The organism is Deltaproteobacteria bacterium GWA2_45_12 (assembly GCA_001797365.1).
In the GTDB taxonomy this organism is placed as follows: domain Bacteria; phylum UBA10199; class UBA10199; order UBA10199; family UBA10199; genus UBA10199.
Map to the genome: position 1 here is coordinate 35,767 of MGPH01000064.1, position 15,762 is coordinate 51,528.

Consider the following 15,762-nt stretch of genomic DNA (forward strand, 5'->3'; position numbering starts at 1 on the left):
CAGGGTTTGCCATGGTGCTCACCCTTTTGGTGATCGCCCGCGAAGTCTTTAATTTAAAGGCTTATATCAAGCTTGTTCATTTGGAGAACATGAACAAGATCATGCTGCTGACGGGCATGATGGTGGGTTATGCCTATATCATGGAATTTTTTATCGCCTGGTACAGCGGCAATGCTTACGAACAGTTCATTTTTATCAATCGTGCCACGGGGCCTTTTATGTGGGCTTATTGGATCATGATGACCTGCAATGTGATTGTTCCCCAGGTGTTCTGGATCAGGAAATGGCGTCGTTCGATCCCTGTGATGTTTGTGTGCTCGTTGTTGATCAATATTGGTATGTGGTTTGAACGTTTTGTGATCATTGTCACTTCGCTCCATCGGGATTATTTACCCTCTAGCTGGCGTTATTATGTGCCCACGCTTCACGATTGGGGCATGACTTTGGGGTCGTTTGGATTTTTTATGGTTTTGTTTTTACTTTTCTGCCGTGTGTTGCCAAGTATTTGTATGTTTGAAGTGAAGACAGTGATGAAACATTGAAAAATTTGGTTCACCTCGACTCCGCTCGGTGACCACTCGAGCGGTCCCCGAGCGAAGTCGAGGGGTCGAAGGGACCCAAGGCCTGATGGGTTCGGATTGATTTATGAATAAACAAGAAAAAGGCATTGTCGGAATTTTTGATTGCCCGGAAAAATTAAAGGGGGCTGTTGAGAAGGTGCGTGCCCTTAATGTGACACGCTTTGATTGTTTCACTCCTTTTCCCGTGCATGGTTTGGAAAAGGTGATGGGTTTGAAGCGCTCATGGATTCCTTGGGCGACCTTGGTTTATGGCCTTTTGGGAGGAGGCTTGTTATTTGCTTTTCAAGCTTGGACCTCAGCTGTTGATTGGCCGCTTAACATAGGTGGAAAGCCTTTTATTTCATGGCCGGCTTTTATTCCCGTGACTTTTGAAGGGGCCATTTTATTTGGGGGTGTGCTTACGGTGATTACCCTTTTTGCCGTCATGAAACTGCCCTGCTATGTCCATGATGTGCTCGACCAAAAAATCACCACCGATCATTTTGCCTTGTTTGTCGATGCTGGTGACCCTGTTTTTGATGCCGCCCGGATCCAGTCTGCATTGCAGGAAAGCGGTGCCGCCGAGGTGAAAAATATTTGATTGAATACAAATCCCCCTCTTTCCCCCTTTATTAAAGGGGGATGAAGGGGGATTTAGACAATTTGTTTATGAATCTTGTGCGACAAAAATATTTGGTTTTGATAGTGGCTATCTTTCTTTCGGCCTGTTCCACCCAAAGAACAAAGCCGACCTTGGAATACATGCCCAACATGATCGACTCACCTGCTGTCAAGGCCCAGGAACAAATCATGCGTTTGCCGCCGGAAGGAACAAATCCCATTGGTTTTGAAAGGTATCCCTTCACCATCAACGAAGGTGATAAAGCAATGGGGCTTGTCAATCCCCTGCCCATGACCAAGGCTGTTCTAAAGGATGGAAAAAAACTTTACGACACTTATTGCATTGTCTGCCATGGACCCGAAGGCAAGGGAAACGGAACCATTGTTCCCAAATTCCCCATGCCACCTTCCCTTCATTCCGAAAAAGTGAAAAATTGGCCCGATGGCCGTCTTTTTCATGTGATGACAACGGGGCAAAATTTAATGCCTGCTTACGCCAGCCAGATTTTTCCGAAGGAAAGATGGGCCATTGCAAAATATGTGCGTGTTCTCCAACGTGCGGTGATGCCCACAGAAGAAGATACGGCTTTGTTTGAAAAAATAGTGAAGGGGAAACCTTAAAATATTCTACCTTCCCTTACCCCTCTCCTTCGATCGCCGCGTAGCGGGATCCCGTGCGCGGGACAAGCTCAGGACGGCGCTTATAAAGGAGGGGAAGGGGGAGATGGAGGGGGTAGTTAGGTTAAATGAACACAGAAATCAAAAAATACGAAATGCCCCAACCAATCAAGATGGCAAGTCTTGGGCTGGCTTTGGTGGGAGCCATTGTTTTCATTCTTGCCTTGAAGGTGGATTCCCAAAGGGCTTGGGCCAATTTTCTATCCAATTATTTTTATTGGGCGTCACTTGGAATGGCGGGTGTTTTCTTTACGGCCCTTCAGCATATTACCGGTTCTGCCTGGAGTGTTACTGTCAGGCGTGTGGCTGAAAGTTTTATCGGTTTCTTGCCTGTGGCTTTCGTGCTTTTGATTGTCCTGATTTTCGGGATGGGATCCTTGTTTGAATGGGTTCATCACGATGCCCTGGCCCATGATGCCCTTTTAAAAATGAAGTCGGCTTATCTTAACAAGCCCTTTTTTATTTTCAGGGCTGTTTTGCTGTATGCCCTGTGTTTTTTAGTGGGTGGCAAGATGATCTGCAATTCAAACCGCCAGGATGAATCGGGAGATATCAAGCTTACCCAACAGAATGTGAAATTATCGGCCGTTTTTTTGTTTTTGTTTGCCTGGCTATACACCTTTCACAGCATTGATCTTATCATGAGTCTTTCTCCCCACTGGTTTAGCACCATCTTTGGCATCTATTGTTGGTCTGGGCTTTTCTACAGTGGGCTGGCCATGATTTCCATCTGGGTGATCCGTATTAAAAAACGCGGTTTATACGGAAATTTCGTCAATGACAATCATTTGCACGATCTGGCCTCGCTGATGTTTGCGTTTCTGGTGTTTTGGGCCTATATCGCTTTTTCCCAGTTCATGCTTATTTGGTACGCCAATCTTCCCGAAGAAACTTTCTTTTTTGCGAACCGACTTCAAGGGGGATGGAAATATGTCTCTCAAGGATTGCTGATATTTAAATTTGCCGTCCCTTTTCTTTTGCTGATTGGCCGCTGGCAGAAACGTGTTGAGAATTGGCATTTGTTCATGGGCTTCTGGTTTTTGGCCACTCAGGCACTGGATGTTTATTGGCTGGTTTTCCCTACATTCTATAAGGAACCGGGTTTTGGATGGATTGAAGTGGGCCTGTTTTTTGGTTTTGCCGGTTTGTTTGTTTTTTCAGTGGGAAGAAAACTTTCAAAATGGAATTTGGTTCCCATAAAAGATCCACGTTTGGAGCAATGTTTGCACCACCATCAATAATTTTTGGGGATGAAAGGGTACGAGGATATTCATGTTTAGAAAGATAGCTACAATCAGTTTGATCTGCGGGTTTGTAAGTGTTGGCGGGATGGCTTACGCAGATGATCTGCAAGAAATATCAAACAACATCCCCTCGACACCGGATCTTGTGACCAAGGGGCAAAGTTTGTACATGGGTCATTGCATGTCCTGCCATGGGGCAGAAGGGCGTGGGGATGGTCCGGCGGCTGTCGCTTTTAATCCCAAACCACGCAATTTTATCTCTGAAAAATTCAAGCAAGGGGCCAGCCCTTCGGCTACTTTTTACACAATCACCAATGGGCTGGGGAGCATGCCTTCTTTTGCGTCCTTATCTGTGGTCGACCGTTTAGCCTTGGTTCATTATGTTTTGAGTCTTGCTCCCCATAAGGAAAATGATACTCCGGAATCATTGGCCAAAATTGGCCTTGATCCTTCCGGCAAACCCATGGCCGGGTTTAAGGGTAGGGCTGAAGAACTTCCTGTGGAATTCATGATGGAACGCATGGCGACTGATGGGGATGTCAATTCCATTAATTATGTCGAGTTGTTAAAACAGATTGAAATAAAGAAGGAAGAGGAAAAATTGGCAGCCACTCCCGTTGTTATTGTTCCCGATTTAAAGAAAGGCGAATCTCTTTTTAATTCTTGCAAGATTTGCCATGGCAATAGTGGTGAAGGAAGCCAGTTGTCCCAAGCCCCCCAAATTGCCGGACAAGATGTTGATTATCTCATGGATCAACTCAAAAAATTTCAATCAGGCATACGTGGGGCTCATCCCGAAGATGTCAATGGATTGAAAATGCGCCCCATGTCCCGTTTGCTTCAAAGTGAAAAGGATGTTATCGATGTGGCCCATTTTGTGAGTCAGTTGTCTCCAAAAAAATTACCGCTTACTTTTACCGGGGGCGACCCTGAAAAAGGAAAGATGGGATTCATGGTTTGCATGTCTTGCCATGGCATGGATGGCAAAGGGATGAAAGCCATGAAAGCTCCTTCTTTGGTGCATTTGCAAGACTGGTACGTTGCAGAGCAAATTCGTAAATTCAAGGCGGGCATTCGTGGGGGGGATGTTACAGATACCACAGGATCCACCATGAGGGGAATGGCCATGGGAGTTGCTGATGAGCAAACCTTAAAAGATATGGTTTCTTATATTAATACTCTTCAATAAGAAAAGACTATGAGTAAAGTACATAATGACAACCCCGATGTTTTGGCCAAAAAGATTTTTTTTGTTACTTTGTCAACACTGACACTTTATGTGTTGGGTGTGGTTTTGTTTGTTTTGTAAAATTGGAATTTGCGATATGAATTCCTTTACGGACATGGTGAAGAATGCCGTGAGCTTGTCGAACGGTCGAACCATAAATCGTACAAATTCGAGACTTTCATAGAGGATTCAAAACAATATGATTGAAGCATTTGTTCCATCGGCATCAAGTTATAGTGGGCAGATAGACCATCTTTTTTCGCTTATCACCTATATCATGGGGTTCTGGTTTTTTGCAGGGCAGGGGATACTCTTTTATTTTATTTTTAAATATCGTCGCAAGCCGGGTGTCCCATCAACTTATATTTCTGGAGATAAAAAAGAAGAAAAGAAACTTATTTCATGGGCGCACAAGCTTTTATTGGTGTGTGATATTGTCATTGTTGTCTACGCTATTGGGGCCTGGTATCACGTAAAGCAATATCTCCCTCCTGCAGAGGCCACGGTTAAGGTCATCGGGCAACAATGGGCCTGGACCTTTGTGCAGCCAGGGGCTGATGGGGTGCTGGACACAGCCGATGATATTATAACGATTGACGAACTTCATGTGCAGGAAGGGCTGACCTATCATTATCTGCTGACATCAAAAGATGTGTTGCACAGTTTTTTTGTTCCCGTTTTTCGTTTGAAGCAGGATGCCATCCCTGGAAGAGAAATTGTGGGATGGTTTAAGGCAACCAAAACCGGTCAATACGATATCTTGTGCGCTGAAATTTGCGGTGTGGGACATGGTTTGATGGGGGCCAGAATTTTTATTGAAACCAAGGATCAGCATCAAAAATGGGTTGAAAGTAGGGGCGGGGAGCATTCCGCCCCTACGCTGGGGATGAATCCGTAGGGGCGTCCCTTGGCGCGCCCCACACGCCGGCAGAGAAGGGCGCAGCAAGCGGCGCCCGTACGTTGATTCCGTAGGTGTATCCTGCCAGAGGCAGGCACGGTGCAATACAAACTAGGAAACATATGAGCGATTATCACGAAAGTTTTTTCAAGAAATACCTTTTCTCAACCGACCACAAAATGATTGCCATGCAATATTTGTTTACCGGAATATTCATGGGGCTGGTGGGTGGTTTTTTGGCCTATGTGTTCCGGATGCAGATTGCTTTTCCGGGCATTTCTGTTCCTGGTTTCGGTATTGTGAATGAAAATAGTTACAATACGCTGGTAACAAATCATGGGGCCATCATGATTTTCTGGTTTGCCATGCCGGTTCTGATTGCTGCTTTTGGCAATTACCTTATCCCGCTGATGATCGGTTGCGATGACATGGCTTTTCCCCGTATCAACCGGCTTTCTTACCAGATTTTTTTGGTCAGTATCCTTGTTTTACTTTCTTCTTTTCTTGTTCAACATGGGGGCTTTGGTGGGGCATGGACAGCCTATCCCCCTTTGTCAGCCAAGGCGGAATATAATCTTACCCCCATGGGCGCGTCGTTGTGGTTGATTGCCGTGGCCCTTGAGTTTGTGGCGTTTCTTTTAGGGGGAATTAATTTTATTGTCACTCTCATGAATTCCCGGGCCAAGGGAATGAGAATGTATGAGATCCCCATGGTCATATGGATGATTGTGATAGCCAGTATTTTATTCATGGCCTCGGTAGGGCCTCTTATCGCCGGTGCGGTGATGCTTTTGTTTGACCAGCTTTTGGGCACGGGTTTTTATGACCCTGCCAAAGGGGGTGACCCTCTTTTATGGCAGCATCTTTTCTGGTTTTTTGGGCATCCTGAAGTTTATGTGGTTCTTCTTCCCCCCATGGGGATGGTGGTGGAAGTGATCACCACATTTTCACGCAAAAAACTTTTTGGGTACAAGACATTTTTATATAGCGTGTTTTTTACCGGCATTTTAAGTTTTGTCGTGTGGGCCCATCATCAGTTTGTGGCCGGTATTGACCCTCGCATGGCCAATATTTTTACCATCACCACACTGCTTATTTCTGTTCCCATTGCTGAAATCTGTTTTTTACTCATGGCCACCCTCTATAAAGGTTCCATTGAATTAACGACTCCCATGCTTTTTGCCCTTGGTTTTGTCGTTGAATTTATTTTGGGCGGAGTGACGGGAATTTATTTGGGGGCAACGGGAACCGATATTTTCTTCCATGATACTTATTTTGTGGTGGCTCACTTCCACTATACTTTTGTGCCCATTGCCGTGATCGGGTTGTTTACAGGCATCTATTATTGGTTTCCTAAAATGTTTGGAAGAATGATGGATGAAAAATTGGGCAAGATCCATTTTTGGGGGACGATCATTCCTTTTAATTTTATTTTTATTCCCATGTTCTTTTTGGGAATGGGTGGGGAGCACCGTCGAATTTACAACTACCAGAATTTCCCGGACTTGAATCATCCGGAACTTTTTCATTTACGGCAAATCTCGACTGTGGCGCTTATTGTGATGCTTTTGTTTCAGATTGTGTTCTTCATCAATTTTATCCGCAGTTTGCGCAAAGGAAAGAAAGCTGAAGCCAATCCTTGGAAGGCCAATACATTGGAATGGGTGGCTCCTTCGCCCCCACCCCATGGCAATTTTGCAACATACCCTGAAGTTTATCGCGGACCCTATGAATATTCGGTTCCCGGTCGCAAACAAGATTATTGGCCGCAGAATGAACCGTAAGGGCAATTCATGAATTGCCCTTACGGGGTAGGGGCGCCCCTTGGCGCGCCCTCCCTACATAGGAGAATTAAATGCACCATCCTCCCCTAGCCAACACCCGGTCAGCCACCGGAATCAACACAGCCAAACTGGCAACTTGGTGGGTCATTGCCTCTGAAATCGTTATTTTTGGTGGATTGCTGGTGTCTTATCTGCTTTTTCGGTTGCATCATACTGAATGGGCGCAGGAAGCCGAACACACCAACACCGCTGCAGGGGCCTTTAATACTTTTGTACTGCTGACCTCCAGTTTTTTTGTTGTGTTGGCGCATAAAGCGGCTGAGGAAAAAAACGGGGCGAAAGCGGCCCGTTTTTTGGGCTATACCATTTTGGGAGGGCTTACCTTCATGATGGTGAAAGCCTACGAGTACACCCACGAAATTCAACATGGGTTCACCATGTTCAAGAGTGTGTTTTGGTCTTTTTACTATACAGCCACCGGGCTGCATGGTTTGCACGTGATGGCCGGCATGGTGATTATGTTCATTGTGGGCCGTGATGCCAAAAAAGGCCGGAATTTGCACCGTGTGGAATGCATCGGGATTTACTGGCACTTTGTGGACCTTGTCTGGATTTTTTTATTTCCGCTTTTGTATATTGCAAAATGACGTCTGACAAGTCTGACGCGTCAGACAGGTCCGACTTAAATTTATGTCACACGCCAACACAAACGAACACGCAACCGAACATTCTCACCCCAATTATTTTAAAATATGGATGGCTTTGGTAGCCTTGTTGATCGCCAGCGTCCTGGGCCCCATGATTGGCATTCCATGGCTCACCCTGATCACAGCCTTTGGAATAGCCATTATCAAGGCTTTGATGGTGGCCGCCTATTTCATGCATTTAAATGTTGAGAAAAAATATATCTGGTACATTCTTCTTGGTTGTCTGGCCCTGATGATTTTCTTTTTCTTTGCGATTGCTCCGGACATCATGAATCATTCCGGAACCAACTGGCATTTTATTGAGGTTACGCAACCAGCCCCATCCCATGGGGGACATTAAAATACCCCACGTCGTGCAAAGAGCCCATGAGGTTTTTACTATGGTGTCCGCCCCCACAACACTATCCATAAAAAGATCCCCGGTTGTTTCCAGTCCTGTTTTGGGAATGCTGATTTTTATTTTAACCGAGATCATGGTTTTTGCTTCGTTTATAAGTGCCTTTAATATCATCAAATCCGGGTTTAATAATTGGCCCCCCTTAGGGCAGCCCAGGCTCCCCGTAGAGATAACGGCTTTTAACTCACTTTTTCTTATAGCCAGTGGATGGTTGATTTATCTGGCTTATAAATGTTTTGGGAAGGGAGAGCCAAATTCCAAGGTGAAAAAATATTTTTTATGGGCCTTGTTTTCGGGTTTGTTGTTTGTACTGCTTCAGGGGATGGAATGGGGTCGTTTGATTGGTTATGGCCTCACGATGACTTCCAGTGTGTACGGAAGTTTTTTTTATCTGATTATCGGGACACACGCTTTGCATGTCTTGGGGGCCATTATCGGTTTGGTATTGGTTTATCGTCGGTTGGTTTGTGGAAGTCTTAAAACTGAGACTTTTGCCGCCATGCAGGCCTTCTGGTTTTTTGTTGTGGCTTTATGGCCTGTATTGTACGTACTTGTCTACTTATGAAGATGAGAGCTTTTTTAATTTGCGTGTTGGGATTATGGGTGTTTCCTCTTGTGGTGCAGGCCTGCCCTGTTTGTTTTTCGGCAAAAGGGGCCACACTGAATGCCTTTCGCTGGTCCACGCTTTTTTTGGGGATGATTCCTTTCATCGCTTTTGGCGCCTTCTTTTTCTGGTATCGGGCTAAATTAAAAAACAGGGGGTTGTAATGGGAAGTCTTCCCCATACCTCTGTCCTTCCGGAGCTAATCGCCTCTCTCAATGGAGTCAGTTTTTTGTGTCTGATTGCCGGGTTTATTTTGATCAAATTCAAAAGAATTTTTTCGCATCGGGTGTTGATGAGTGTGGCGCTGGTTTCTTCCGGTTTATTTTTGGTTGTTTATTTGATGCATCATTATCAGGTAGGGTCGGTTCCTTATGGCCGCCATGATTGGACCCGTGTTCTTTATTTTATCATTCTTGTACCCCACATTATTCTTGCTGTAGGGATGCTGCCGTTTATTTATTTGGCAGTGCGCGCGGCCTTGAAGAATGAAATTGAAAAACATAAAAGGATTGTAAGATTTCTTTTTCCCGTTTGGACCTATGTGTCGTTTACGGGGCTGGTTGTTTATTTTATGTTGTATCACTTGGAATAATTTCATGTCCCAACGTGGTTTTAAAATAATTTTTCTTTTGGCCACTGCCCTTGCTTTCTTTGTTGTGGTCTTGGGAGCTTACACCCGGCTTACCAACGCTGGGCTAGGTTGCCCCGATTGGCCGGGATGTTATGGGCAGATGATTCCCTCATCCCAATCTTCATTTCCGGAGGAAGGGGGGCAAAGGGCCTTGGAACTTCGCAAGGCCTGGACGGAAATGGCGCATCGTTTTGGTGCGGGGAGCCTTGGTTTATTGATTTTTGCCCTTTTTCTTTTTTCTTTGGTTCAAAAAATAAAACATCAACCATCCCCCTTTGGACTGAGTCTTCTTCTTTTTTTTGCTGTTATTTTTCAAGCAGCCCTGGGCATGTGGACAGTGACGTTAAAATTACATCCCTTTGTGGTGATGGGGCATTTGTTGGGTGGATTGACAACACTGGGTTTGTTGGGGTGGGGAGTGTTGGGGAATTTAAATCCTGTAGGGGCGTCCCTTGGTGCGCCCTCCACAAGGGAGCCCTTGGGTGCGCCTCCCACAAGGGCGCAGCAAGCAGCGCCCCTACATCGATGGGCCCTATGGGCCCTTGTCATTCTCATTCTTCAAATGGCGTTGGGGGGGTGGACCAGTGCCAATTATGCGGCGCTGGCTTGTCCCGATTTTCCGATGTGCCAGGCTTCATGGTGGCCTGGCATGGACTTGAAAGCCGCGTTTACCGTGTGGCACGAGTTTGGGCATAATTATGAATATGGCGTGCTTCATAATGAAGGGCGCGTGGCCATTCACATGATGCATCGGATAGGGGCGGTGATTACATTTATTGTTGTGGGTGGTTTGGGGATGCAATGCGTTCGTGTTGGGGTGCGGTTAGGGGGAATAGGGCGAACAGGGCGAACACAAGGTTCACCCGTACGGAACATACGGAGCGTACGGGAAATGGGATTTATTCTTCTTTTTATTCTTTGTGCCCAGATTATTTTGGGAATTTCCAATGCTGTTTTTCTTCTGCCGCTTCCCGTGGCTGTCGCCCATAGTGGTATGGCCGCCCTTCTTTTATTAAATGTTTTGGCGGTGGTTAAATTTTCAAGGTAGATTTAAAAAATTATGATTCGTCATCTTCTTAATTTAACCAAACCCCGCATCAGCTTACTCTTTGCCATAACGGGGTTGACAGCCATTCTGGTTGATGGAACACGCACATCTCCTTCTTTGTGGATGTGGCTTGTGTCCTTGGCCATTTTTTTGGTGGGAGGGGCGGCCAACGGATTTAACCAGTTTTTTGAGAGGGATATAGACCGCCAGATGGTGCGTACGGCCAAAAAAAGGCCCATTCCCCAGGGAAAAGTTTCGCCCCGGATGGCGCTTATTTTTAGTATTGTCTTGGCGATTGTGGGCAATGTCATGCTCTATGAGTTGGGCGGTTTTTGGTCTTTTTTTTGGGGAGTATTCACCATTGTTTTTTACAGTTTTTATTACACCTTGTGGTTAAAACCCCGGACGCCCTACAACATTGTCATTGGTGGGGCGGCTGGAGCCACAGCGCCGCTGATCGCATGGTCGGCTGTTACGGGCAATTTCTTGGGCCTGGTTCCTTTTTTGATGTTTTTGATCGTCTTTATCTGGACGCCCCCTCATTTTTGGAGTTTGGCGCTCTATTACAAGGAAGATTACGAAAAAGTTTCCTATCCCATGTTTCCTAACATCAAGGGGGATAAGGCCACCAAAAGCCAGATTTTTTGGTATTCGGCCCTCTTGTTTCCTGTGGCGCTAAGTCTGTATTTCTTTGGTATTTTGGGAGTGGTTTATTTGGTGGGGGCTTTCATCCTAAATCTTGTTTTTCTCTATGGCGCCTGGATGGTCATGAAAAAAAATGACACCAAAATTTACCGGAAGTTTTTCGCTTATTCCATTTTCTATCTTCTTCTTCTCTTTGCCTTAATGATGGCGGACAAGATGATTCCGATAAAATAGGAATCAATTTTCCAATTTCCTCGCCAAATTCCCCACGCTTATTGACGCGGCTATGTAAAGGAAGGGGAGCCAATAAGGAATGCCCAAAAAATCAGGGAAAATATAGCGGAACAATCCAAGTTGAATCAGAATTATCTCTACCAGGCAGCCTATAATGGATGTCCCCAGGGCTACGACCAATCCCTGCCTTGAAGCATCAAAAAAATACCAAATGATGAGGGAGGCTGTCGCCAGACTGAGAGTTTTTGTGAAAGGGGCCAATTTGAAAAAACCGCTGGCATAATAAATCATGCCAAAGCACACAAAACCAATCAGTACGATGGGCCAGGTAAGGTGGTTGGCGGGTTTGTCCCATTTTTTATCCAACCACAAATGAGAAATGCCGATGGTTGCGGAGGCACTTCCAAATAAAAACGGAACCCACCAGGCCATCTGCCATTTCCAGGGATGGGGATATTGGGTGGTCAGACTATGGGTATGGAAGCCATCGAAAAAAGAGCCTACAATGGCACCCACCGTAAAAAGGATGAGGATGTTTTTGAGTTTCATAAAAAAACATCTTAATGGGGAACTTGCAAAGTTAAAAGGGAGAATTTATCCTTCGACAAAAAATCGGCCCCTTGGGGCCGAAATAAAATGACGGATAACCCTGAGCGAATCCCGCATTGCGGGATGAGTCGAAGGGTAGCTCAGGATGAAACTTGGGGGCTTGCCCCCGAGTTTTTCATTCCCTGGGTCAGCAATTAGCCCCGCCTTAAAAGTGAAAGGGTAGGCCGCCCTTTAAATAATCGAGGGAACCATCTTTGGGGTGCGGATGGCCGAAAATGGTTGGGTCGTGATGGAGTGGAAGTGCGGAGTGGGGTCCCAGTGGCTCTTTCTTTTTCTCGATCGTGAATGATCCTTTGAAGGGCCAAGGCTGTTTTCCCAAAATTAACCAGATTAAGGTGCGCATCTGGTTTTTCTAAAATCACAAAATTAGGGGGAAGTTCTTTGGGGATACGGGACACCCCATCACTCTTTTTTCCACCAGCCCCTAAAAGAGGACTGACACCATAGCGGAAACCGGCATGGGTGGCTGTGACCACAGCCGCACGAACAGGTCCCCCTTGAAGAACCTGGGCTTGTCTTAATTCCCCAAAAAGTGTTTCGGGTCTTTCGGCCAAGATAACCCGATCAGCCAATTCGGTCCCAAAACAAGCAAAACGGTCGCCTAAAAAATCTTCAGCATAAAAGGGCCCGGATTCCCCGCATAAGATTTTGTCCATGGCCTTGGCAATGTCGGTCAGTGGAACCCCGGCGGCAGGGGGGGCATACATATGGAGACGATTATCTTTCAAGTAAGGCATCACCCATTTGACCAGTGCCGGGCGAAGAAGGTCCAATCCAGGATAGAGCGCATGGGCTAACGGAGGGAATGTTCCGTCATTTTTTTCGTAATCATAAATTGTGGCCAATACTTTCAACCCATGGGCCGCAAAACCACCCTTGGAATAGCCCACAAGAAAAAGTTTTTTTACGTTTGCCAGCCGGGTATTGGGATCGCTTAAGGCCTTGGCCAAACGAAAAAGAACCAAGGGGACTTCGTGAGCCCAATTGGGCTGGACGACGGCTTCATGGCTTCCATAAATAGAATAGGAAGGATGACGTTTTATATCCCCAAAGGGGCCCACATGCAGGATGATGCCCCCTAAGGCATAATGACGGGCCAAAGTATCCATCCATTCATCCTCTGGCCCATAATTGAAAAAGCCTGGAAAAACGACGACGGCTGCATCTTCGATAGGGGGATGAATAAGTTCCACAGGAGTTTCTTCCCGCATTTCGGCCGGAGGGCTACGAAAGGCATGATGCGCTTGGACCAAGGGATCTAAAAAAGAAATTTCTGGTTGATGTGGAACCCTGTCTTGCCATAAGCGGGGAAACCGTGAAGTGGGACGTAATGTCCAATAAGGATGCCCCCTTTCATCAAGCCATATAGATCGTGATAAAGATGGATCTGGTTCTGTGGGTTCGATAATAAAAGGAGTTGAAACTTGGGCAACCGATGGTCCGGTGCCGTAAGAGCCATCTGTGGCAGATGATCTGCCAGAGGCAGGGGATGCTGCGTCTTCAAAGGACATAAAAAATAATGGGGGGAAGGAAAAAGGAAAATAGGAAGAAGAGGAGAGCAAAAAACCTCTCCTCTTAAATGAAAAAATTTTTCCTCCCTCTAAAGGCAGGTATAAGAATTTTTTTAAAAAACTGTCAAGGATTTGATGAAAATTTGGTGAAGAATTTTAAGAATTCGCTTCGTCACTTCCAACCCCAAAATAAACACAGTCGGGGTGATGAAAGACAAGGGCCGAAACAGACGCCTCGGGCTCCATCATGAAGCCCTCGGTAAGGTGGATTCCAATTTCCTCGGGTTTCAGAAGTGTCCAAAGCCCGGCCTGGTCTTCCAGGTGGGGGCAGGCAGGGTAGCCAAAGCTGTATCTTTTACCGCGATACTTGGTCTGAAAGCGGTCCTTCATTGTCGTGCCAGGGTCATCGGGAAAACCCCAGTCCTCCCGTATACGCCGATGGATCCATTCGGCGCATCCTTCGGCAGTTTCAATGGCCAAGGCTTGAAGGGCGTGGGATTTCAAATATTCTCCCTTGTTTTTGAACTCATCAGCCTTCTCACGCACCCCATGGCCCGCGCCGACGACGAAAAGGGCAACGTGGTCTCTGACCCCTCTCCCTGACCCTCTCCCACAAGGGGAGAGGGAATTCCCCCCTCCCTTGTCCCGCGTAGCGGGATTCCGGTACGCGGAAAGGGGAGGGGGTAGGGGGAGGGTGGATGTTGATGGAAGGACATAATCCGCCAAACACAATCCGTTCTCCTTCCTCTGCCGGTTGAATTTAAATGTATGAACCGGTTTGGTCTCGCCCGGCTTGAACAAATGGATGGAATTCCCCTCACTTTCTGCTTCAAAGAATTGCCATACGGCTTTGACCTTCATGAATTTTTTGGCCACTTCTTTTACATCATCCACCACGGCCTTCAGTTCGAGGGCTTTCGGGTCGCGGTCGGCCAATTTTTTTTCAAACGCCCCTTTAAAACCCAGATGGCGAACATAGAGCATGAGGGGATTGATGTATTCCCAGATTTCTTCCAATTGAGGGACATCCCTCTTTTTTCGATCGAGGTAGGGCGCGGGGGGAATGTCGATGTCGGTGCGGACATCCTTGGATCGGATTGTTGTTTCGGGCGGTAGGGGCGCGGCAAGCGGCGCCCCTACGTTGGATTCGCCGCCCAATTTCGTATGTTCTTCCACCAATTGATCTTTGGCCTTGGGGTCCATTAATTGATTAGCCAGCCGCAACCCGGTCATGGCGTCCTTGGCATAAAAGGTGTGGGTGGAATAACTGGGGGCGATTTTGGTGCGCGTGAATTTATCCGAAAGGGCGGCGCCACCAACAAGCAGGGGAATTTGAATACCGGCCATTTTAAGATCCGCCGCCGTGATTGTCATTTGTTGAGCTGATTTAACAAGCAGGCCAGAGAGGCCGATGATATCCGGTTTATGTTCCTTGACGGCACGGATGATTTCTTCCGGTGGAACTTTGATACCCAAGTTGATGACGTTATAACCGTTATTTTTCAAAATGATTTCGACCAAATTTTTGCCGATGTCGTGCACATCGCCCTTTACTGTGGCCAAGAGCACCTTTCCCTTGGCAACCACATCCGCTTTTTCCATGAACTGTTCCAAATGACTCACGGCGGCCTTCATGGCCTCGGCCGATTGAAGTACTTCGGCCACAATCAATTCATTGTTGTTAAAAAGCCGGCCGACTTCGCTCATTCCCGCCATCAGGGGGCCGTTGATGATGTCGAGAGGTTTTATCTTTTCCTTTAATTTCAAATCGAGGTCGGGGATGAGGCCGTCTTTGGTGCCTTGAATGATGTATTGAGCGAGACGTTCGTCTAACGGTAGGGGCGATTCATGAATCGCCCTTACGGATTTAACCGTGTTTCTAAAATGATCCGCTAGGGTGGCGATATTGGCCCGGTTGATGGTGGCTTTTTCTTCTTTGGTTTGTTTGCGCCAATCCTGTAGGGGCGAAAAATTTTTCGCCCCTACGTTAAACAACAAATCCTCCGCCAATTTCTTTTCTTCTGGGGGAATGCTGGCAAATCTTTCCAATTTTTCGGCGTTTACAATGGCCAAATCTAGACCGGCTTGGGTGCAGTGGTAGAGGAAAACAGAATTGACCACTTCGCGTGCAGCCGGGGGAAGCCCAAACGAAATATTGGAAATACCCAAAACAGTTTTGCAATACGGGAATTCTTTTTTGATGAGGCGAATGCCTTCGATGGTTTCAACAGCGCCGCCAATGTAGTTTTCATCCCCGGTGGCACAGGGGAAAACAAGTGGGTCAAAGATGATATCTTCCTGGCGCAGCCCGTATTTTGTTGTCAGAAAATGATGTGACCGTTTGGCGATCTCCAATTTTCTTT

15 protein-coding genes and 2 pseudogenes (1 of these 17 only partly in view) are annotated in these 15,762 nt (G+C 46.5%); 14 read left to right on the plus strand and 3 right to left on the minus strand.

Translation table 11 applies throughout. From position 1 onward, the window contains the following. The 14 genes and pseudogenes from A2048_05810 to A2048_05875 all read left to right on the plus strand — a co-directional run. Nucleotides 1-542, plus strand: a pseudogene (locus A2048_05810) (hydrogenase); it begins 808 nt to the left of the window's first position. Between the two features lie 103 nt (nucleotides 543-645). After that, on the plus strand, nucleotides 646-1,161 hold the full coding sequence (locus tag A2048_05815) for a hypothetical protein (GenBank protein OGP07406.1): 516 nt from the start codon (nucleotides 646-648) through the stop codon (nucleotides 1,159-1,161). 41 nt (nucleotides 1,162-1,202) lie between these two features. Continuing rightward, nucleotides 1,203-1,802 carry a hypothetical protein gene (locus tag A2048_05820; GenBank protein ID OGP07407.1) on the plus strand — a complete coding sequence of 200 codons (600 nt, stop codon included), beginning with the start codon at nucleotides 1,203-1,205 and terminating at the stop codon, nucleotides 1,800-1,802. Nucleotides 1,803-1,927: 125 nt separating this feature from the next. After that, nucleotides 1,928-3,100: a hypothetical protein gene (locus A2048_05825; GenBank protein ID OGP07408.1), complete on the plus strand. Its 1,173-nt coding sequence runs from the start codon at nucleotides 1,928-1,930 to the stop codon at nucleotides 3,098-3,100. A gap of 31 nt (nucleotides 3,101-3,131) precedes the next feature. Then, nucleotides 3,132-4,292: a hypothetical protein gene (locus tag A2048_05830; GenBank protein ID OGP07409.1), complete on the plus strand. Its 1,161-nt coding sequence runs from the start codon at nucleotides 3,132-3,134 to the stop codon at nucleotides 4,290-4,292. 238 nt (nucleotides 4,293-4,530) lie between these two features. Then, the gene (locus A2048_05835; protein OGP07410.1) at nucleotides 4,531-5,229 is read left to right on the plus strand and encodes a hypothetical protein; all 699 of its coding nucleotides are present in this window, start codon (nucleotides 4,531-4,533) and stop codon (nucleotides 5,227-5,229) included. A 122-nt stretch (nucleotides 5,230-5,351) separates the two neighbouring features. Next, nucleotides 5,352-7,013, plus strand: a complete 1,662-nt coding sequence (locus A2048_05840) for a cytochrome c oxidase subunit I (GenBank protein ID OGP07411.1) — start codon at nucleotides 5,352-5,354, stop codon at nucleotides 7,011-7,013. A gap of 71 nt (nucleotides 7,014-7,084) precedes the next feature. Next, nucleotides 7,085-7,660, plus strand: coding sequence for a cytochrome oxidase subunit III (locus A2048_05845; protein OGP07412.1), 576 nt, complete (start codon nucleotides 7,085-7,087; stop codon nucleotides 7,658-7,660). A gap of 43 nt (nucleotides 7,661-7,703) precedes the next feature. Then, the gene (locus tag A2048_05850) at nucleotides 7,704-8,060 is read left to right on the plus strand and encodes a caa(3)-type oxidase subunit IV (protein ID OGP07413.1); all 357 of its coding nucleotides are present in this window, start codon (nucleotides 7,704-7,706) and stop codon (nucleotides 8,058-8,060) included. Then, the gene (locus A2048_05855) at nucleotides 8,047-8,682 is read left to right on the plus strand and encodes a hypothetical protein (protein OGP07414.1); all 636 of its coding nucleotides are present in this window, start codon (nucleotides 8,047-8,049) and stop codon (nucleotides 8,680-8,682) included. Before A2048_05850 ends, A2048_05855 begins: the two co-directional genes overlap by 14 nt. A 2-nt stretch (nucleotides 8,683-8,684) precedes the next feature. Continuing rightward, complete coding sequence (locus A2048_05860) at nucleotides 8,685-8,885, plus strand: hypothetical protein (GenBank protein OGP07415.1); 201 nt, start codon at nucleotides 8,685-8,687, stop codon at nucleotides 8,883-8,885. Further along, nucleotides 8,885-9,313, plus strand: coding sequence for a hypothetical protein (locus A2048_05865; GenBank protein ID OGP07416.1), 429 nt, complete (start codon nucleotides 8,885-8,887; stop codon nucleotides 9,311-9,313). Before A2048_05860 ends, A2048_05865 begins: the two co-directional genes overlap by 1 nt. A gap of 4 nt (nucleotides 9,314-9,317) precedes the next feature. After that, a complete protein-coding gene (locus A2048_05870) occupies nucleotides 9,318-10,400 on the plus strand; it encodes a hypothetical protein (protein OGP07417.1) in 1,083 nt (360 codons plus the stop codon). A gap of 12 nt (nucleotides 10,401-10,412) precedes the next feature. Beyond that, nucleotides 10,413-11,279, plus strand: coding sequence for a protoheme IX farnesyltransferase (locus tag A2048_05875; GenBank protein ID OGP07418.1), 867 nt, complete (start codon nucleotides 10,413-10,415; stop codon nucleotides 11,277-11,279). Nucleotides 11,280-11,282: 3 nt separating this feature from the next. Here A2048_05875 and A2048_05880 read toward each other — a convergent pair whose 3' ends face one another. The 3 genes and pseudogenes from A2048_05880 to A2048_05890 all read right to left on the minus strand — a co-directional run bounded on the left by A2048_05880 (nucleotide 11,283) and on the right by A2048_05890 (nucleotide 15,762). Next, nucleotides 11,283-11,828 carry a hypothetical protein gene (locus A2048_05880; protein OGP07419.1) on the minus strand — a complete coding sequence of 182 codons (546 nt, stop codon included), beginning with the start codon at nucleotides 11,826-11,828 and terminating at the stop codon, nucleotides 11,283-11,285. A 194-nt stretch (nucleotides 11,829-12,022) separates the two neighbouring features. Further along, complete coding sequence (locus A2048_05885) at nucleotides 12,023-13,450, minus strand: hypothetical protein (GenBank protein OGP07420.1); 1,428 nt, start codon at nucleotides 13,448-13,450, stop codon at nucleotides 12,023-12,025. A gap of 105 nt (nucleotides 13,451-13,555) precedes the next feature. After that, nucleotides 13,556-15,762, minus strand: a pseudogene (locus tag A2048_05890) (methionine synthase).